General features: G+C 70.9%; 16 protein-coding genes. 9 read left to right on the top strand and 7 right to left on the bottom strand.

From position 1 onward, the window contains the following. Positions 1-76: 76 nt before the first annotated feature. Positions 77-784, bottom strand: a complete 708-nt coding sequence (locus ACFWVV_RS33745) for a pyridoxamine 5'-phosphate oxidase family protein (RefSeq protein ID WP_384358467.1) — start codon at positions 782-784, stop codon at positions 77-79. A 35-nt stretch (positions 785-819) separates the two neighbouring features. Here ACFWVV_RS33745 and ACFWVV_RS33740 point away from each other — a divergent pair, with 35 nt between their 5' ends. Next, positions 820-2,211, top strand: coding sequence for an aminotransferase class I/II-fold pyridoxal phosphate-dependent enzyme (locus ACFWVV_RS33740; protein WP_384358465.1), 1,392 nt, complete (start codon positions 820-822; stop codon positions 2,209-2,211). Between the two features lie 204 nt (positions 2,212-2,415). Here the strand turns inward: ACFWVV_RS33740 and ACFWVV_RS33735 are convergent, their stop codons facing one another. Further along, positions 2,416-3,426, bottom strand: coding sequence for a DMT family transporter (locus ACFWVV_RS33735; RefSeq protein WP_384358463.1), 1,011 nt, complete (start codon positions 3,424-3,426; stop codon positions 2,416-2,418). A 37-nt stretch (positions 3,427-3,463) separates the two neighbouring features. Between ACFWVV_RS33735 and ACFWVV_RS33730 the strand changes: the two genes are divergently transcribed. Further along, the gene (locus tag ACFWVV_RS33730; protein WP_384358461.1) at positions 3,464-4,417 is read left to right on the top strand and encodes a LysR family transcriptional regulator; all 954 of its coding nucleotides are present in this window, start codon (positions 3,464-3,466) and stop codon (positions 4,415-4,417) included. A 33-nt stretch (positions 4,418-4,450) separates the two neighbouring features. On the opposite strand, the gene ACFWVV_RS33725 is transcribed toward ACFWVV_RS33730, so the two are convergent. After that, positions 4,451-4,921 carry a pyridoxamine 5'-phosphate oxidase family protein gene (locus tag ACFWVV_RS33725; protein ID WP_384358459.1) on the bottom strand — a complete coding sequence of 157 codons (471 nt, stop codon included), beginning with the start codon at positions 4,919-4,921 and terminating at the stop codon, positions 4,451-4,453. A 142-nt stretch (positions 4,922-5,063) separates the two neighbouring features. Between ACFWVV_RS33725 and ACFWVV_RS33720 the strand changes: the two genes are divergently transcribed. Beyond that, the gene (locus ACFWVV_RS33720; protein ID WP_384358457.1) at positions 5,064-5,753 is read left to right on the top strand and encodes an isochorismatase family protein; all 690 of its coding nucleotides are present in this window, start codon (positions 5,064-5,066) and stop codon (positions 5,751-5,753) included. On the opposite strand, the gene ACFWVV_RS33715 is transcribed toward ACFWVV_RS33720, so the two are convergent. The 4 genes from ACFWVV_RS33715 to aspT (ACFWVV_RS33700) all read right to left on the bottom strand — a co-directional run bounded on the left by ACFWVV_RS33715 (position 5,750) and on the right by aspT (ACFWVV_RS33700) (position 12,454). Continuing rightward, a complete protein-coding gene (locus tag ACFWVV_RS33715) occupies positions 5,750-7,294 on the bottom strand; it encodes a bifunctional phosphatase PAP2/diacylglycerol kinase family protein (RefSeq protein ID WP_384358455.1) in 1,545 nt (514 codons plus the stop codon). The two genes, ACFWVV_RS33720 and ACFWVV_RS33715, sit on opposite strands and share 4 nt — an antisense overlap. Positions 7,295-7,382: 88 nt before the next feature. Continuing rightward, positions 7,383-9,044, bottom strand: coding sequence for a bifunctional aspartate transaminase/aspartate 4-decarboxylase (locus tag ACFWVV_RS33710; protein WP_384358453.1), 1,662 nt, complete (start codon positions 9,042-9,044; stop codon positions 7,383-7,385). 28 nt (positions 9,045-9,072) lie between these two features. Further along, on the bottom strand, positions 9,073-10,776 hold the full coding sequence (aspT, locus tag ACFWVV_RS33705; RefSeq protein ID WP_384358451.1) for an aspartate-alanine antiporter: 1,704 nt from the start codon (positions 10,774-10,776) through the stop codon (positions 9,073-9,075). A 1-nt stretch (position 10,777) separates the two neighbouring features. After that, complete coding sequence (aspT, locus tag ACFWVV_RS33700) at positions 10,778-12,454, bottom strand: aspartate-alanine antiporter (RefSeq protein WP_384358448.1); 1,677 nt, start codon at positions 12,452-12,454, stop codon at positions 10,778-10,780. Between the two features lie 530 nt (positions 12,455-12,984). On the opposite strand from aspT (ACFWVV_RS33700), the gene ACFWVV_RS33695 reads away from it, so the two are divergent. The 6 genes from ACFWVV_RS33695 to ACFWVV_RS33670 all read left to right on the top strand — a co-directional run bounded on the left by ACFWVV_RS33695 (position 12,985) and on the right by ACFWVV_RS33670 (position 18,571). Next, positions 12,985-13,536: an HdeD family acid-resistance protein gene (locus tag ACFWVV_RS33695; RefSeq protein WP_384358485.1), complete on the top strand. Its 552-nt coding sequence runs from the start codon at positions 12,985-12,987 to the stop codon at positions 13,534-13,536. Positions 13,537-13,656: 120 nt separating this feature from the next. Next, positions 13,657-13,923 carry a hypothetical protein gene (locus tag ACFWVV_RS33690; RefSeq protein ID WP_384422879.1) on the top strand — a complete coding sequence of 89 codons (267 nt, stop codon included), beginning with the start codon at positions 13,657-13,659 and terminating at the stop codon, positions 13,921-13,923. After that, positions 13,920-14,009, top strand: coding sequence for a K(+)-transporting ATPase subunit F (gene kdpF, locus ACFWVV_RS33685; RefSeq protein WP_384358254.1), 90 nt, complete (start codon positions 13,920-13,922; stop codon positions 14,007-14,009). Before ACFWVV_RS33690 ends, kdpF begins: the two co-directional genes overlap by 4 nt. Positions 14,010-14,016: 7 nt before the next feature. Then, entirely contained in the window at positions 14,017-15,681 is a 1,665-nt protein-coding gene (gene kdpA / locus ACFWVV_RS33680) for a potassium-transporting ATPase subunit KdpA (protein WP_384358256.1), read from the top strand. Continuing rightward, positions 15,678-17,804 carry a potassium-transporting ATPase subunit KdpB gene (gene kdpB, locus ACFWVV_RS33675; RefSeq protein ID WP_384358258.1) on the top strand — a complete coding sequence of 709 codons (2,127 nt, stop codon included), beginning with the start codon at positions 15,678-15,680 and terminating at the stop codon, positions 17,802-17,804. Before kdpA ends, kdpB begins: the two co-directional genes overlap by 4 nt. Positions 17,805-17,827: 23 nt before the next feature. After that, entirely contained in the window at positions 17,828-18,571 is a 744-nt protein-coding gene (locus ACFWVV_RS33670; RefSeq protein ID WP_384358260.1) for a potassium-transporting ATPase subunit C, read from the top strand. The last annotated feature ends 98 nt before the right edge of the window (positions 18,572-18,669 follow it).

Here is an 18,669-nt window from a genome sequence, read left to right as displayed (position 1 = left end):
CCTTGAAGGCCCCCGTCTCGGAGGTCCCGTCCGATAGGTCGCCGTCTCGGAGGTCCCCGTCCCGGAGGTTTCCGTCTCAGAGGCCGGCGAGGTAACCGGGCAGCGGGATCGCCGGGTCGAGGTCGTCGGCGGGGACGGGCACGCCGTGGCCGCGGGTGAGCGGGACCACGCCGGTCCAGTACGGGAGGTCCGCGTCCTCGGGCTCGTCGTTGGGCCCGCCGGTGCGGACCTTCGCCGACACCTCGTCGAGGTCCAGGCGCAGTACGGCGGTCGCGGCCAGCTCCTTGGCGCTGGCGGGGCGGGAATCGGCGGAGCGGCCGGCGACGACCTGGTCCATCAGGGCGTCGAGAGCGGTCCGCCGCTCCTGCTCGTCGACCACTGGCCGAGCGGTGCCCAGGACCACCACGGACCGGTAGTTCATCGAGTGGTGGAAGGCGGAACGGGCCAGCACCAGGCCGTCCACATGGGTCACGGTCAGACAGACCTCGATGCCCGGCGCCTCTGCGGTGCGCCCCGCGGCGCGCAGCGGACGCGAACCGGTTGAGCCGTGCACGTACAGACTCTCGCCGATCCGGCCGTAGAGGGTCGGCAGGACGACCGGAGCGCCGTCACGGACGAAGCCCAGGTGGCAGAGGTACCCCTCGTCGAGTATCGAGTGCACCAGCTCGCGGTCGTAGGAGGCGCGTTCGGGTGACCGGGTGGGGACCGTACGGGCGGTGGGGGTGTACGCGCCGGAGGGCGTGGGGGCGATGGGCTCCGTGGCGGCGGCGGTGCTGTCCTGCATTGCGCTCTCCATTGCACTAGTGCATACTATGGTTTGTGCTAGGAGAGTATCGGATCAGCGGTCGGCGTGCATCGGAGATTTCCGCCAGTGTGGAGCGGGGGGTGAGTGAAGGCGCCCTGGAGCCAGGCCAAGTCCTGCCCCCCATGCGGGAGTTGGCGACGCAACTAGGGGTCAATCCCAACACCGTCGCCGCCGCCTACCGGACCCTGCGTGAGCGCGGTGTCATCGAGACCGCCGGCCGGCGGGGCAGTCGCATCCGGGCCAGACCGGTGAGCACCGCGCGCGACGCGATCCGGGCCGACGTCCCGGCAGGCGTACGGGACCTCTCGCTGGGCAACCCGGACACCGCGCTGCTCCCCCCGCTGCGGGACGCGCTGGGGTACGCGGCCGAGCAGGCCGACGCCCGGCCCCGGATGTACGGGGAGGAGGCCGTCGACCCCGTTCTCGCGCGGCTGGCCAGGGAGGGCTTCGACGCCGCCGGGGTGCCCGGGGGGCCGGTCGCCGTCGCCTCCGGTTCGCTGGACGCGATCGAGCGGGCCCTCGCGGTCCATCTGAAGCCGGGGGACGCCGTCGCCGTGGAGGATCCGGGGTGGGGGGCCATGCTCGACCTGGTGCCGGCGCTCGGCCTGCGCGCGGTCCCGGTCGCCGTGGACGACGAGGGACCGCTGCCCGACGCCGTGGAACGCGCGCTGCGGGGCGGAGCGCGAGCCCTCGTCGTCACGGCCAGGGCGCAGAATCCGACGGGGGCCGCGGTGAGCGAGGAGCGCGCGCTGCGCCTGCGGGAGGCGCTCCGCGCGTACCCCTCGGTGCTGCTGGTCGAGGACGACCACGGGCACGGGATCGTGGACCTGCCGGTGCATCCGGTGGTGGGGGTGCGGGGGAGCGGGGCTGCCGGAGACGGAACCGGGCCACGGAGCAGCGGAACCGGAGCAGGCGGCGGGCCCTGGGTGTTCGTACGGTCGGTGTCCAAGGGGTACGGGCCCGATCTGCGGGTGGCGGTGCTGACCGGGGACGCGCAGACGCTGGACCGGGTGCGCGGGCGGCAGCGGCTGGGCCCCGGGTGGGTGAGTCTGCTGCTCCAGCGGGCGGTGGTACGGCTGTGGGAGACCGGTGCGGTCGACACGGCGGCGGTGGCGCGCTCCTACGGAGAACGGCGGGGGGCACTGATCGCGGCGCTCGCCGAACGGGGGATCGCCGCACGCGGGCGCAGCGGGCTGAACGTGTGGATCCCGGTCGGGGACGAGACGGGGGTGGTGTCACGGCTGTTGCACGCGGGATGGGCGGTGGCGCCGGGAGCGCGGTTCCGGCTGGGGGCGGGGCAAGGGGTGCGGGTGACCGTGTCCACGCTGGAGCCCGGCGAGATGGCGGACCTCGCACGGGTCTTCGCGGCGGCGGTGGGGGAGGTCGTGGGACGGCGGTACGAGTGAGGGCGGGACGGGGGCCCGGTGACGCAGGGACGCGGGGGTGCGGGAGGTCGCCCGCGTCGCGGCGAGGTCGGGTGGGGCCCGCGTCCCCGGCGGGGTCCAGAGGTCGCGTGCCTGTGACGTTCCGGCGGATCGGGCTTCTGTGGCGAGGTCCGGCGGATCACGCTTCTGCGGTGAGGTCTGGGGGAACGCACTTCTGCGGCAGGTCTAGGGGGTCGCGCTCCTGCGGCGGGGTCTGCTCTGGGTGAGGGCGGCGCCGGCCAGGATCACCAGGGCGCCCACAGGGGTGTTCCAGGCGAGGTGCTCGTCGAGCAGGGTGACGCCCGCGACCGTGGCGATGACCGGGACGAAGTACGTGACCATCTGGGCCGTCGTCGGGCCGATCTCCGCCACCAGGTTGTACTGGATGAGCATGGCCAGGCCCGTGCCCAGCGCCCCCAGCGCGACCGTCGCGGCCAGCGGGAGGACCGGGAAGGAGCTGGGGAGAGTGGTGAACAGGGGGGTGACGACGGCCAGTTGCACCGTGGCGAGCAGGAGTTGCGCACCCGTCATCGAGAGGGCCGAGTCCTTGCTGCCGCCGAGCGTGCGGCGCAGATAGGTCCAGCCGACGGGATAGCTGAGCGACGCCAGCAGGGCCATCGCCGTACCGGTCAGGTCCAGGCCGGAGAACCCCTGCCAGGCTCCCAGCACGGTGAGCACGCCGAGGAAACCCAGACCCAGCCCCGCCACCCGGCGCCGGGACGGGCGGTCCTCCGAGAGGGCGACCAGGGACAGCACCATGCCCCAGAGCGGCGACGTCGCGTTGCAGATGCCCGCCAGCGTCGAGGGGATCGTCAGCTCGGCGTACGCGAAGAGCGAGAAGGGGAGGGCGTTCAGGAAGAACGCGGCGACCGTGAGGTGACCCCAGGTGCGGGCGGAGCGGGGGAGCCGGGTGCGCTTGACCGCCATCGCGGCGACCAGGACCAGAGTGCCGAACAGCAGCCGGCCGAAGGTGACCTGGAACGGTGCGAACCCCTGCGTGCCCACCTTGATGAACAGGAAGCTGAAGCCCCAGATGAGGGCCAGCGCCGCGAACCGGACGCGCCAGTCGAGTGCGGGGCGCGGGTGCGGCGCGGCAGCGGCGGGCGTGGGTGTCGCCGGGGGCTCTGTGGTGCGGGGGTGAGCCGCGGGCACGGGGGGCATGGGGACCACCATGGCGGGTGCAACCTCGTAGCACAAGCAAGTTCTGTTGGGGCGATCGCGTAGCATTGCTTACATGTTGAACCTGGAGCGGCTGCGGACCCTCGACGCCCTCGCCCGGCACGGCTCGGTGAGCGGCGCGGCCGAGGGGCTCCACGTCACCACGTCCGCCGTGTCGCAGCAGATGGCGAAGCTGGAGCGGGAGGTCGGCGAACCGCTGCTCGCCAAGAACGGCCGGGGCGTCCGGCTCACCGAGGCCGGACGGCTGCTCGCCGGCCACGCGGCGCGGATCCTCTCGCAGGCGGAGCGCGCCCAGTCCGACATCGAGGCGCAGCGCGGACGGGTGGTCGGGGACCTGGCACTGGCTGCCTTCCCGACGGCCGCCCGGGGACTCGTGCCGCCGGCCCTCACGGAACTGCGCGACCGGCATCCGCAACTCCGGGTGAAAATGCGGGAGATGGAACCGGAGGGGTCCGTACGGGGCGTGGTGCGCGGGGACTTCGACCTCGCGGTCGTCCTCGACTGGTACAACAAGCCGCTGTCGATGCCGGCGGGGCTCGCCAAGCGTGCCCTGCTGGAGGACCCGGCGGACGTCGCGATGCCCGCCGGACACCGGCTCGCCGGACGGACCGAGGTGGAGCTCGCCGACTTCGCCGACGACGACTGGGTGACCTGGGCGGAGGGGGAGTTCTGTCACGAGTGGCTGCTGCTCACCCTGCGGGGCGAGGGAGTGGAGCCCCGGCTCGCCCACGTCGCAGAAGAACACGCGACGCAACTCGCACTGGTGGAAGCCGGGTTGGGGGTGTGCGTCGCACCCAGACTCGGGCGCGGGCCGGTCCCGGACGGGGTGCGGGTGGTCCCGGTGCACCATGCCATGCGCAGGCATGTGTACGCGGTGTGGCGCGCCGACGCCGACCGCCGGCCGTCCGTCCGGGCCGTGGTCGACGCGCTGGCGGCGGCGGGGGAGCGGGTCGCGAGCCGAGTGCCCGCCGCGGGCCGGGGCCGGTTGGGCGGATCGGGCCGGGAGTGACCCGCGACCGCGCCAAGGCGCGCCGGACAGGCCCTAGAGAGAGGCCAGTTTGCGGAAGTCCCACGAGGCGACGGCGTCCGGGGTCAGCCGGAGCCAGGCGTGGCGTCCGTCGTGCGGCATCTCGGTGAGTCCGAAGTACTTCTGGGCGAACAGCCGCTCCGGTGACGCGAGTTCGGGGCACAGCTCGCCGGTGCGCGGCGCCTCGCCGACGAAGACCGCCGAACCGGAGAGCTCCACCCCGCGCAAGTCGCCGTACTCGACGCCGTCGTCCACCACCACGGCGATCCGCGGATCCTTGCGGAGCTGGGACCAGCGGCGGCTGCGGGTGATCGAGTACAGCCAGAGCGAACCGCCGTCCCACACGAACCACAGCGCACCCAGGTGCGGGGCGCCGCCCGCAGAGACGGTGGCCACCCGGCAGGTGCGCTGCTCGCCGAGGTACGTGTCGCGCTCGCTGTCGCTCATCATGATGCGGCGGCCGCGGCGCTGGGTGCTGCTGGTCATCTCGTGCTCCTCGTGGGGATTGCGGTGAGCCGGACGAAGGCCTGATGTGCCGTCAGGAATCATGGGGCTTCCTTCCCCCGGTACGCAATGCCCGCTACCCTCCGGGCCGTTCGCAGGGCCCGGGGAGCGGAGGGGTGTCGCCATGCCGTCACAGGAACCACGTGCCGCACAGCTCGCGGAACAGCTCGACCCGGCGGCCACGGTGCTGCTCACCGTGGAGTGCCAGGAGGGGGTGGTCGGGACCTGCAGCGCCCTGCCCGAACTCGCCGAGGAAATGCGGTCCTCGGGCGCCCTGCGGAACGTGGCGCGGCTGGTCGACGCCGCGCACGGGGCCGGGGTGCAGGTGATGCACGCGGTCGCCGAGCGGCGGCCGGACGGGCGCGGAGCGAGCCGGCACGCACGGCTCTTCCGGGCCGCGGAGCGTCTGCCCGTACAGCAGTGGACGGGCAGCGAAGCAGTACGGGTGGCCGCGCCCGTCGAGGTGGCGGACGCGGACCTCGTGGTGCGGCGGCTGCACGGGCTGTCGCCGGTGGCGGGGACGGAAGTGGACGCGCTGCTGCGCAACCTCGGGTGCCGCAACGTGGTCGTGGTGGGGGTCTCGGCGAACGTGGCGATTCCGAACGCGGTGTTCGACCTGGTCAACACGGGCTACCGGGTGGTGGTCGCCGCCGACGCCATCGCGGGCGTGCCCTCGCCCTACACGGCCCAGCTGGTGCGCCACACCTTGGCCCTGGTGGCCACCGTGACAGACACCCAGGACGTGGTGGAGCGCTGGGCGAAGGGCACGCGGGACGCCGGGAGCGGTGGTGCGCCTGCGCCGCCGAAGCCCTAAGGGACCTGGCGGCCCGCGCGGGCCGCGGCCGTTGCGGTGCGCAGCTGCGGGCCGATCTCGCCGAGGTCCCGCACCGGGCTGTAGACCGTGAGGGCGGCGCCCTCCTTGGCGAGGAGCAGGCCGGCGGGCGCGGCGGCCGTCTCGCCGTCGTAGGCGAGGAGGGCGACGCTGTCGAGGGCTCCCAGTTCGAGGCGCTCCACGCGCTGCGACCGGAAGACGTGGGACGGGCCCAGGGCGCCGGCCAGGGCGGAGATCACCAGCCGGGTGCGCGCGAGGCGTGCCTCGGCGTCGACGGTACGGACGTCCAGGCGGCCGTCGTCGAGGTGCGGGCGGTGGGACGGGGCGAGGCCGTCGGGCAGGTAGTGGCCGTTGCCCGCGAACAGCAGCCACAGGGTGCGCGGCCTGCCGTCGACGTCGATGTGCAGCGGAGAGGCGTCGCGCAGCACCCGCACCAGGGAGACCGCGGCCGCGGGCCACTTCCCGATCCGGCCCTCCAGTTTCTCGCGGCGCCGCACCAGCTCCGGGTAGAAACCGATGCTGAAGGTGTTCACGAAGTCCGTGACGTGCCCGCCGTCGCTGTCGGTGACCCGCGCCAGGTCGGCCCGTACCGCCTCCCCGTACCGGACGGCGCGCGCCGTGTCCTCGAAGGTGGCCGCGCCGACGTCCAGCGCGAAGTGGTTCAGCGTGCCCCCGGGGAACACGGCGAGCGCCAGTCCGGCGGCTGCCGCCTTGGAGGCCGCCGCGCTCACCGTGCCGTCACCGCCGCACACCCCGAGGACCCCGGCCCGCTCCTGCGCCCGCACCACCGCCTTGTCGAGCACCGCCATGAGGTCCTCGCCCGTTCCCCGGACCCGGATCTCCGCCGCGGGCAGCAGCAGCCGCAGGTGCTCGTGCGGGGGCAGCCGGCCGGGAACGCCCTTTCCCGACCCGGAGTTGACGACCACGACCAGCCCCTCCCCGTCCGGCAGTGCGGGCGCCTCGACCCGGGTGCGGCCGCTGCGTACCGAAGCGGGGCGGGGCGGCCACCAGTGGCAGGTGACCGCGGCGGCGGCCACACCCAGCGCGCACCCCGCGAGTACGTCGCCGGGGTAGTGGACCCCCACGTACACCCGTGAGAAGGCCACGGCGGCGGCCAGCGGTGCCAGCAGCGCACCGTAGCGGGGTGCCTCCAGCGCCACTCCCGCGACGAAGGCCGCCGCCGACGCGGAGTGGCCGGAGGGGAAGGACGGCGTCCAGGGGGCCGTCAGCGGGCGCCGGACGAAGGGGACGCCGTCGGCGACGGGCCTGGCACGGCGCACCGCGTACTTGGCGACCGCGTTCGTCGTCAGCGAGGCCAGCACCAGGGAGCCGGCCCCCCGGCGGGCGGCCCGCCGGGCGGTGGGTCCGCCCGCGACCGTCAGCACCGCCGCGGCCCCGAGCCAGAGCTTGCCGTGGTTCGCCGCCCTGGACAGTGCGGGCAGTACCCGCTCCGCCCCGGCCAGCCGGGCACTGGCCACCTGCTCGAACCAGCGCCGGTCGATCCTGCTGAGGTGTCGCCTCATGCCCCTGGCCTCCTGCCGCTGACGGGGTGCGGTGTACGGGCCGCGGCCCCGGGCGGCCGCGGTCCGTGAACTGCCGGTGCGTGCCCTGCTACCCCACCGGAGTGCCCCCCGCCGCCTTCCACTCCGCGATGTAGTCGTCGAAGATCTTGCGGAGGTGATGGCCGATCTGGAGGTAGTCCAGGTCGTCGAGGTTGGCCAGCGAGGCCCGCACCGACCACTGGGGCCCGTCGAAGCCGCCGCCGTTGAGGAGGACCACCCCGGTCTGCTCGGCCAGCCTGAACAGCGGGTCGACCGGCTCGTAGTGCTGCTCGAGGAAGTCCGCGAAGGCCTTGCCCTGGACCCGCTCCGCCTCGGCGAGCAGGTCGAGCTCGATGTAGTACGCCGCCCGCTGCGGGTCCTCGGCGATCTTCATCTGGGCGCCTTCGAGCAGCAGTTGGAGCCTGCGCTGCACGATCTCGCGGATCCGGAGCTTGTACGCCTGCCCCTCCTCCAGCATGTCGAAGAGGGAGAAGAGGGCCATCATGACCTGCTGCGGGAGCGAGAGCCCCGCCGTGTGGTTGAGGGCCACCTGCCGGGAGTCGGCGACCAGCCGGTCGATGAACCTGATCTTCTCCGGCTCCAGCGACAGCGTCCCGTACCGGTCGTTGAGCCGGTCCTTCTGCTCCTGCGGCTGGGCGCGGAGCATGTCGTCGATGACGTTGTCGTCGTGCAGCCCGATCACGCCCAGACGCCAGCCGGTGGCCCCGTAGTGCTTGGAGTACGAGTAGACCAGGAGGGTGTTGCGCGGGAGGTCGGCGGCGATCGAGCGGAAGCCCTCCACGAAGGTGCCGTACACGTCGTCGGTGACAATGACGAGGTTCGGGTTCGAGGCGGCGACGATCTCCTTGATCTGGTCGGTGACCCGCTGGGACAGCGCCAGCGACGGCGGGTTGGACGGGTTGACCAGACAGACCATCTTCACCAGCGGATCGGCCAGCTTGGCGACCTCCTCGGTGGGATAGCGCCACTCGCGGACCCCCTCCTCGGCGAACATGTTCGCCTCGATGGGCACCACGTCGAAGTCGTACGTGTCGAGCTCGGGGATCTCCAGGTAGGGGGTGAACTCCGGCACCATCAGGGCGATCTTGTCGCCCTTCTTCAGGATGCCGTTCTTCATCAGCGAGTCGAAGGTGTAGCACATCGCCGCCGTGCCGCCCTCGGTGGCGAACAGACTGAGACGGTCCGAGGGCGGGTTCCCGGCGAACATCTCGTCCTGGAGGTAGCCGCGCACGATGTCCTCGCAGTGCGTCAGCATCCGGTCCGGGCTCGGGTAGTTGTCCCCGATGACCGAGTCGCTCATCTCGTGCACGAAGGCATCGGGGTCAAAGTCGAAGCGCTCGACAGCCAGGTCGAAGCCCGCCTTGAGCATCTCGATGCCGGGCAGCTCCGGATGCGTCCGCACGAAGCGCTCGAAGCGTGCGGCGGAGCCCTTCTTCTCCGGCATGCCGCCCAGATTGTCGGCGGTCCACACGCGGCGGGACTCCGAGAGCGCGAAGTGGCCCAGGGCGAAGAACGCCTCGCGCGGGCCCGTGGCGACCCAGTTGGGGTTGCCGCGCCCGGCGTTGAGCATCGTGCGGGTGGCCTCGCCCTTCTGGCCGGGCCTGCCCTCCTGATGCGCCTCGGCGAGCTTGATGAACTCCGCCTTCAGCTCGAACGGGCTCAGCGAGGAGAGCCGCTTCATCTCCTCGCGGCTGTACGTGGACTTGGGCACGGGAACTCCTTGGAAGGTGCGGGGAGGGTCAGTGGTGGAGCAGGACGACGACCGCGCCCCAGATCGTCAGCAGCACGTTCCCGATGGCGTACGGAATCGTGTAACCGAGCGTGGGGATCTGGGACTTGGCGTTCTCGTTGAGGGCGCCGATCGCGGCGGTGGTGGTCTGTCCGCCCGCCAGGACGCCCATCAGGATCGGGAAGCGGATCTTCTGGACGTAGTGGCCGAAGAGGAAGCCGACGAGCAGAGGGACCACGGTGGTGACGGCGCCGAAGACGAGCAGGCCCCAGCCGGCCGTCGAGAGGCCGCTGGTGAAGCTGGGGCCCGCGTTGATGCCGACGATCGCCACGAACATGCACAGCCCCAGGGTGTCCATCAGCCACTGCGCGCCCGGCGGCACATTGCCGAACGTCGGGTACTTGCCCCGCAGATAACCGAAGACCAGACCCATGATCAGGCCGCCGCCGGAAGTGGAGAGCGAGATCGGCACGCCGCCCATGGTGAGGGCCGGGATGCCGATGCAGCCGCCGAGGAAGATGCCGAGGCCGACCCAGATCATGTCGGTGGCGAAGCTGGTGGGAACCGGCTTGCCGAGCTCCTTGCCCGCCGGAGCGACGAGCCGCTCGGGGCCGGTCAGGACGAGTGTGTCGCCGCGCTCCAGCGGGGTGGACAGCCGGAAGGGGAACTCCGCTCCCGAGCGGTACAGCTTCTCGATGTACACGCCGACCATGAACGGCTCGCGCCGCAGCTCGGCGACGGTCTTGCCGAGGTGAGCCTTGTGGGAGGCGACGACGTGCAGCTGCTCGGTCCGGTAGCCGAGGAGCTTGACGTCGTCGGCCTCGCCGCCGATGTGGGTACGGGCGTCGTACGCGACGAGATCGCCGCGCAGTGCGCTGAGCGCGACCACGTCGCCCTGCCTCAGGACGGTCGACTGGGACTGCGGCAGGATCTCGCCGTCGCGTCTGACCTGGGTGAGGTAGATGCGGCGGCCGAGTTCCTTCTGCTGCTGCTCGAAGTCCTCGATGGTGCGGCCCGCGAGGTCGGGGCGTTCCACCCGGTAGGCGCGGAGCACCACCTCGTAGTAGCCGGCGCCCAGGTCCGGGTTGTCGCTCGGGGCGTCCAGCTCCTGGGCGAGGGCCGTGCTCTCGGCGGCCAGGTCGCGGCGGTAGAGCCTGGGCAGCACGTTCGCCAGGAGCATCGCGCACAGGATCGTGCCCAGCGGGTACGTCACCGCGTACCCCACCGCGACCAAATTCTCTTCGCTCTTTGCTTCGCCCGCGCTGATGCCCGGCAGGGTGCCGATGGCGTCCTGGGCCACGCCGATCGCCGCGGACTGGGTGAGCGAACCGCTCATCAGACCTGCCGTGAGCCCGGGACCGTAACCGAGCATCGCGGCGAAGCCCCAGGCCACCAGCAGACCGGTCACGCAGACGATGACCGCGTTGAGGACCTGGGGAAGTCCGTCCTTCTTCAGGCCCCGGAAGAACTGGGGGCCGACCTTGTAGCCGAGGGCGAACAGGAACATGATGAAGAACAGGTCCTTCACCGTGCCGTTGACCGGCACCTTCAGCTGCGCGCCGAAGAGCAGGCCCATGACCAGGCAGCCGGTGACCGCGCCCAGGGCGATCGTCCTGTAGTGGATCCTGCCGGCCAGGAAGCCGAGGGCGACGACCAGGAAGACGAGCAGTTCGGGGTGCGGCCGGAAGATGTCGCGCACCAGGAAATCGATCATGTCAGGCCCCCAGTACGCCGACGAGGATCGGTCCCGTGAGCGGCAGCAGGAAGTTGGACAGGGTGTAGGTGATCGTGTAGCCGAGCAGCGGGACCGAGCTCTGCGACACCTGGGTGATGGCGGTGATCGCGGGCGTCGAGCACTGCTGTCCGGCGATCGCGCCCACCAGCAGAGGCTTTTCGATCTTCAGCAGCTTCAGGCCGACGAAGAGCGAGATCAGCGCGGGGATCAGCACCATGCCGACGCCGGCCAGCGGCAGCAGCGCCCCGTACTGCTTGAGCAGCGGACCCGCCGTCGCGCCCGAGGCGAGCCCGGTGCAGGCGATGAAGACGGACAGGCCGAGGTCCTTGATGGTGCTCGCGGCCTGCGGGGGGAACGCGCCGAACGTGGGGCGGCGCGAGCGCAGCCAGCCGAAGAACAGCCCGGACACCAGGCAGCCGCCGCCGGTGCCCAGCGACAGGGGTACGTCACCGAGCCGCAGGACGAGCTGGCCGATCAGGGAGCCGACGACCAGACCCAGACCCATGTAGACGAAGTCGGTGGACTCGTTCTTGACCAGGGCGCCGATCTTGTCGACGACCTTGCCGAGCCCGGCCCGCGCACCCACCAGGGTCAGGACGTCGCCACGGCGCAGTTCGGTCTCCGGGGCGGCGGGCAGATGCTGCTCGGCACGCAGGACGTCGGTGACGTACACCCCGGACTTGATGAACTCGGGGTGGGCCTTCTGGAGCGCGTCGATGGACTTGCGGTCCATCGCCCTGTCCGTGAGGACCACCTGACGTACCACCATCGGAGTGTCCAGACCGGGAATCGACGGGGTCTCCGGGCCGATCGCCCGGCCCGCGGGGATCACAGCCGCCCGGCGGCCGACCACCTGCACCAGGTCGCTGAGGGAGAGGGCGAGTCCCGGCTCCGGCTTGAGCAGCCGGCTGCCGCGCTTGATGCCCTCCACCGTGACCCGCCCGTCGAAGGCGGACTCGAGGTCACCGATGGTGCGGCCGTCGGCGTGCGTCACCAGGAAGGTGCGGCCCACCAGGGCGGGCAGGGCCTCCGTCTCGTCGTCCTCCAGCGCCGCGGAGTCGCCGCGCATCTTCTCCCACAGCTCGCGGGAGGCGTCGCGCAGGTTGATCCGCATCATCATCGGCATGATCTGGCTGGTCAGGATGACGATGGTGACCAGGCCGAACAGATAGCAGACGGTGTACGCGGTGGCCACATGGCTCTGGTACTGGGTGATCTGGTCGGGGGTCAGACTCGCCAGCTTGCCGATCGACTCCGTGGCCGTGCCGACCACCGCCGACTCGGTGGCGGCACCGGCCAGGATGCCGGACGCGGTACCCACGTCCAGGTCGAACGCCTTGGCCAGGCCGTAGGCGATCAGCAGGACGCTGACCATCTCGATCAGGGACAGCACGCCGAAACGCAGCCCCTTGCGGTTGAGATGGGCGAAGAACTGCGGGCCCGCCATGTAGCCGAGCGCGAAGATGAACAGCGCGAAGAAGAGCGTCTTCACGTCGTCGTCCACGCTGATCTTCTGGGTGCCGAGCAGCAGCGAGACGATCAGGGTGCCGCAGATGCCGCCCAGCGTGATGGGGCCCACCCGGAGCTTGCCGAAGAGATAGCCGAGGGCCAGACAGAGGAAGACGGCGAGTTCGGGGTGGTCACGGATGACGCCCATGCCCTCAGTCGCCGTATCGGTTGAATGGGGTGAATACGGACATGTGGCAAAAAGTAGCAGCGTGGCTACGGGGTGGCATGTCCTGGTGTGTGGGCCCGTCAGTGCCCGGAATGCGGTTATTGGGGGCGTTTGGTCTAGTGAGAGGCAGCGGTGACAGCCGGTGACCCGCCGGCGCGCCCCGGCGGAGGAGCTGTCGCATGACCACCCAACCGCAGCAGGGACCGCCGCAGGAGCCGTGGCAGCAGGATCCTCGGCGTCGGGAAGCGGCCCAGGAGCCGTGGCAGCAGGCGCCGGAGCAGGAACCTCCGAGGGAGCCGTGGCAGCAGGCGCCCGGGCAGGAACCTCCGAGGGAGCCGTGGCAGCAGTCGCCCGGGCAGGAACCCCCGAGGGAGCCGTGGCAGCAGGAGCAGCCGCGTCAGGGAGCGGCGCAGGATCCGCACGCCCGGGATCCGCGGCAGGAACCGCCGCAGCGGACGCCCCGGCAGGACGAGGAGCGCCAGGGGTGGGGGCCCCGGCCCGCCGAGGGGCCGCTGCACCGGCTCACCCGGGGCGCCTGGCAGGCCGTGCTCGCCGCGGGGGTGCTCTCCCTGGTCCTCGGTGTCGCTGTACTGGTGTGGCCCGGCGTGACACTGCTCGTGGTGGCCTCCTTCTTCGGGGCCTATCTGCTGGTCAGCGGCGTCCTCCAACTGGTCGCGGCGTTCGGTACGCATGTGTCGGCGGCACTGCGGGTGATGGCGTTCATCAGTGGCGCCCTGTCCATCCTGCTGGGCCTCCTCTGCTTCCGCGGAGCGATGCAGTCGCTGCTGCTGCTCGCGCTGTGGATCGGCATCGGCTGGCTCTTCCGAGGCATCACCCAGACGGTGGCGGGCATCTCGGACTCCGAGATGCCCGCCAGGGGCTGGCAGATCTGCCTCGGCGTCCTCAGCGCGCTCGCCGGAGTCGTGCTGATCACGTCGCCGCTGGACTCGGTGGCCGTCCTGACGGTGGTCGGCGGTTGCTGGCTGGTGGCCGTCGGTGTCGTCGAGATCGTCACCGGCCTCCGCATCCGCTCGCGGAGCGGCGCCGTCCCGCACTCCTCCTGACGGGCCGGAGCAGGCGGAGGCCGCGTCGAGGGGGTGAGCCCGTCGGAGCGACGGTGACGGCCCCGGACACGCCGCTGCGGGTACCGGCCTTGTCCGGTACCCGCAGCGGCGTGTCCGCGTATGGGGCACGTCAAGACCCGTAGGGGACGCGTCAAGAGCACGGCCCTGGGCGTCAGGAGAGCGTCAACGCAGGTCAAGAGGTGGCTGGAAGGGGTTTCTCTCTACTCGGGACGTGCGGCGCAGGCCGCGCGCCCCGGGTCGTACGGACCCCCTCCACCCACCCACTGCATTCAGGAGCTCGCGATGGCCGATCTGGCCTTCGTCGTGACCACGCTCGCGGTTTTCGCGCTGGTGGCACTCGTCGCCAAGGGGGTGACGAAGCTGTGACCGCCGAGAACGTCGTCGGCCTGGTCGTGGCCGTCTCCCTGCTGGGCTATCTGATCCTCGCCCTTGTGTACCCGGAGAGGTTCTGAGCCCGTCATGTCTCCCGTCCTTGCCGGAGTGCTCCAGCTCCTCGCACTCCTCGCCGCTCTCGCGCTGGCCTACCGCCCCCTCGGCGACCACATGGCCGGCGTCTACTCCTCGCCCCGCCACCTGCGGGTCGAGAAGTGGATCTACAAGGCGATAGGCGCCGACCCCGGCGCTCAGATGCGGTGGCCCGCGTATCTGCGCGGCGTCCTCGGCTTCTCGCTGGTGAGCGTTCTCTTTCTCTACCTGCTGCAGCGGGTGCAGGGCAGCCTGCCCGGCTCCCTCGGCTTCTCCTCCATCGACCCGGACCAGGCATTCAACACCGCCGCGTCGTTCGTCGCCAACACCAACTGGCAGTCGTACGCGGGCGAGCAGGCCATGGGCCACGTCGTCCAGACCGGCGGCCTGGCAGTGCAGAACTTCGTGTCGGCGGCCGTGGGCATGGCCGTCGCCGTCGCTCTCGTACGCGGCTTCGCCCGGTCCCGCACCGGTGAGCTCGGCAACTTCTGGGCCGACCTGGTGCGCGGCACCGTCCGCATCCTGATCCCGATCTCCGTCATCGGCGCACTCGTCCTGGTGGCCTGCGGCGCGATCCAGAACTTCTCCGGCATCCACGAGGTCGGCCAGTTCACGGGCGGAACCCAGCAGTGGAACGGCGGCGCGGTCGCCTCCCAGGAGGTCATCAAGGAGCTGGGCACCAACGGCGGCGGCTACTTCAACGCCAACTCCGCCCACCCCTTCGAGAACCCCAACGCGCTCTCCAACCTCTTCGAGGTCTTCCTCATCCTGGTCATCCCGTTCGCGCTGACCCGCACCTTCGGGAAGATGGTCGGCTCCCTCAAGCAGGGGTACGCGATCCTGGCCACGATGGCGACCATCTGGCTCGGCTTCACCGCGCTGATGATGTGGACGGAGTCCGCCCACCACGGCCCCGCGTTCGACCTCGCCGGCGGCGCGACGGAGGGCAAGGAGACCCGCTTCGGCATCGCCGGTTCCGCGATCTTCTCGGTCGCCACGACACTGACGTCGACCGGCGCGGTCAACTCCTTCCACTCCTCCAACACCGGACTCGGCGGCGGCATCAACCTCCTGGGCATGCAGCTCGGCGAGATCGCACCCGGCGGTGTCGGTTCCGGCCTGTACGGGATGCTCGTCATGGCGGTCATCGCGGTGTTCATCGCCGGCCTGATGGTCGGCCGGACCCCGGAGTACCTGGGCAAGAAGATCGGCACGCGGCAGATCAAGTTCGCCGCCTGCTACATCCTGGTCACCCCGGCACTGGTGCTCGGCTTCACCGCCGTGGCCATGGCCCTGCCGACCCCGGGCGACTCGATGCTGAACTCGGGGGCGCACGGCTTCTCCGAGATCCTGTACGCCTACACCTCGGGCGCCAACAACAACGGCTCCGCGTTCGGCGGACTGAGCGCGGACACGGAGTGGTTCAACAGCACGATCGGCATCGCGATGCTGCTCGGCCGCTTCCTGCCGATGGTGTTCGTCCTCGCCCTGGCCGGTTCGCTGGCCGAGCAGACTCCCGTCCCCGAGACGGCGGGCACTCTGCGCACCCAGAAGCCGCTGTTCACCGGCCTGCTGGTCGGCACGATCATGATCATCACCGGTCTCACCTACTTCCCCGCGCTCGCGCTGGGACCGCTTGCCGAAGGGCTCGCATCATGAGCACACCCACTGTGACCACCGGGAATTCCGGGACCCGGGCACCTCACCCGGACGTACCCCCCGGCCACAAGAGCGACGGCGGAGGCCGGGGGAGGACCGGCGGGGGCCTCTTCGACCCCAAGCAGCTCCTTAGGTCCTTCCCCGACGCGCTGCGCAAGCTGGACCCCCGGGTGATGGTCAAGTCCCCGGTGATGTTCGTGGTCGAGATCGGGTCGGTGCTGACCACGGCCTTCGCGGTCATGAACCCCGGTGACTGGTTCGGCTGGGCGATCACCGCCTGGCTGTGGCTCACGACCGTCTTCGCCAACCTGGCCGAGGCGGTCGCCGAGGGCCGGGGCAAGGCCCAGGCCGAGACCCTGCGCAAGGCCAAGACGGACACCGTCGCGCGCCGCGTCATCGGGCCGAACGAAGAACGGGTGCCGGGGACGGACCTGCGGATCGGTGACCTGGTGGTCTGCGAGGCCGGTGACGTCATCCCCGGCGACGGTGACGTGGTGGAAGGCGTCGCCTCCGTCGACGAGTCCGCCATCACCGGTGAATCGGCCCCCGTCATCCGGGAGTCGGGCGGCGACCGCTGTGCGGTCACCGGCGGCACGAAGGTGCTCTCCGACCGCATCGTCATCAAGATCACGACGAAGCCCGGCGAGACGTTCATCGACCGGATGATCAACCTGGTCGAGGGCGCGGCCCGGCAGAAGACGCCCAATGAGATCGCGTTGAACATCCTGCTGGCCTCGTTGACGATCGTATTCCTGCTGGCCGTCGTCACGCTCCAGCCGTTCGCCACGTACGCCGGCGCCGAGCAGTCGATGATCGTGCTCGTCGCGCTCCTCGTCTGCCTGATCCCGACGACGATCGGCGCGCTGCTCTCAGCGATCGGCATCGCGGGCATGGACCGCCTCGTCCAGCGCAACGTACTGGCCATGTCGGGGCGCGCGGTCGAAGCGGCGGGCGACGTGTCCACCCTGCTCCTCGACAAGACGGGCACGATCACGCTGGGCAATCGGCAGGCCGCCGAGTTCCTTCCGGTACGAGGTGTCACCGAGGCCGAACTGGCCGATGCCGCCCAGCTCTCCTCGCTCGCCGACGAGACTCCCGAGGGCCGCTCCGTCGTCGTACTGGCGAAGGAGAAGTACGGCCTGCGCGAGCGTCATCAGGGTGAGTCGGCCGGGGCGCAGTGGGTGGCCTTCACGGCGCAGACCCGGATGTCGGGTGTGGACGTGGACGGGCGCAAGGTGCGCAAGGGTGCGACCGGGTCGGTCGTGGCGTGGGTGAAGGAGCAGGGCGGCAGTGTTGCGGAAGACGCCCAGGATCTCACCGACCGGATTTCCCAGGCTGGTGGCACGCCGCTGCTGGTGGCTCTGGAAGACGCTGACGGCGCACGGGTCCTCGGTGTCGTCCACCTCAAGGACGTCGTCAAGGAGGGCATGCGCGAGCGGTTCGACGAGCTCCGCAGGATGGGCATCAAGACGGTCATGATCACGGGTGACAACCCGCTGACCGCGAAAGCCATCGCCGAGGAGGCCGGGGTCGACGACTTCCTGGCCGAGGCGACGCCCGAGGACAAGATGGCGCTCATCAAGCGCGAGCAGGCGGGCGGCAAGCTCGTCGCGATGACCGGCGACGGTACGAACGACGCGCCCGCCCTCGCCCAGGCCGACGTCGGCGTGGCCATGAACACCGGCACCTCGGCCGCCAAGGAGGCCGGGAACATGGTGGACCTGGACTCCAATCCCACCAAGCTCATCGAGATCGTCGAGATCGGCAAGCAACTCCTCATCACCCGGGGCGCGTTGACAACCTTCTCGATCGCCAACGACGTCGCGAAGTACTTCGCGATCATCCCGGCGATGTTCGCGGTGGTCCACCCGGGCCTCGACAAGCTCAACATCATGGACCTCCACAGCCCGCAGTCCGCGATCCTCTCCGCCGTGATCTTCAACGCGCTGATCATCATCGCGCTCGTACCGCTCGCCCTCAAGGGCGTCCGCTACCGGCCGATGAGCGCCGACCGGATGCTGCGCCGCAACCTCGGGATCTACGGGCTCGGCGGCCTGATCGCCCCCTTCATCGGCATCAAGATCATCGACCTGCTCCTCTCTCTCGTCCCCGGGCTGCGTTAACCAGAAAGCGTGCTGATCACGTCATGAACAACTCCGCAGGAAACACAGCCCGGTTGCTCTGGGCGGGGCTGCGCGCCCTGCTCGTCCTCACCGTCGTGTGCGGCGTGCTCTACCCGCTCGCTGTCACCGGCATCGCCCAAGCCGTCTTCTCCGGCAGGGCCAACGGCTCCCAGATCAAGGATCCGGCAACGGGGCGGGTGGTGGGGTCCGAGCTCATCGGGCAGAGCTACCACCTCCCTCCGAAGAACCCCGACGACCCCGAGGAGACCCCGAAGGCGGACCTGCGCTGGTTCCAGCCCCGCCCCTCCCACGGGCTCGGCGCGAACAGCGTCAACACGCAGTACGAGCTGATCCTCTCCGGCGCGACGAACCTCTCCGGCGACAGTGGCGCGGTCGACGGCAAGTGCCCGGCGAAGCTCTCCGACTACAGGACCGAGGACGCGCAAGGCACCCTCTGCTACAAAGTGCTCTCCGCCCAGCAGGCCGTCATCCAGGACAACTCGGTGAGCGGCCACCCCCTCGAGCCGTCCGACATCCCGGCCGAGGCCGTCACCTCCTCCGGCTCGGGCCTCGACCCGCACATCCCGCCGGCGTACGCCAAGCTCCAGATCCACCGGGTCGCCGAGCGGAACCACCTCGATGCCGGCGCGGTCGGCAAGCTCGTCACGGACCACACGGAGGGCCGCACGCTCGGCTTCCTGGGCGAGCCCCGGGTGAACGTCCTCAAGCTCAACATCGCCCTCAAGGCCCTGATGTCCAGAGGCTGACGGGAGACGCGCCGGGCAGGGAGGTGGTCCCGCCACCACCCCCGGGCCCCGGTTCCCGCTCCCGGGGCCCGCCGGAGCCGGGGGGTGGTGGCCGGACC

It is taken from the genome of Streptomyces sp. NPDC058663, assembly GCF_042716745.1.
Taxonomy (GTDB): domain Bacteria; phylum Actinomycetota; class Actinomycetes; order Streptomycetales; family Streptomycetaceae; genus Streptomyces.
The sequence above is the reverse complement of the archived record's forward strand: the minus strand, read 5'-3'. Positions and strand labels throughout refer to the sequence as shown.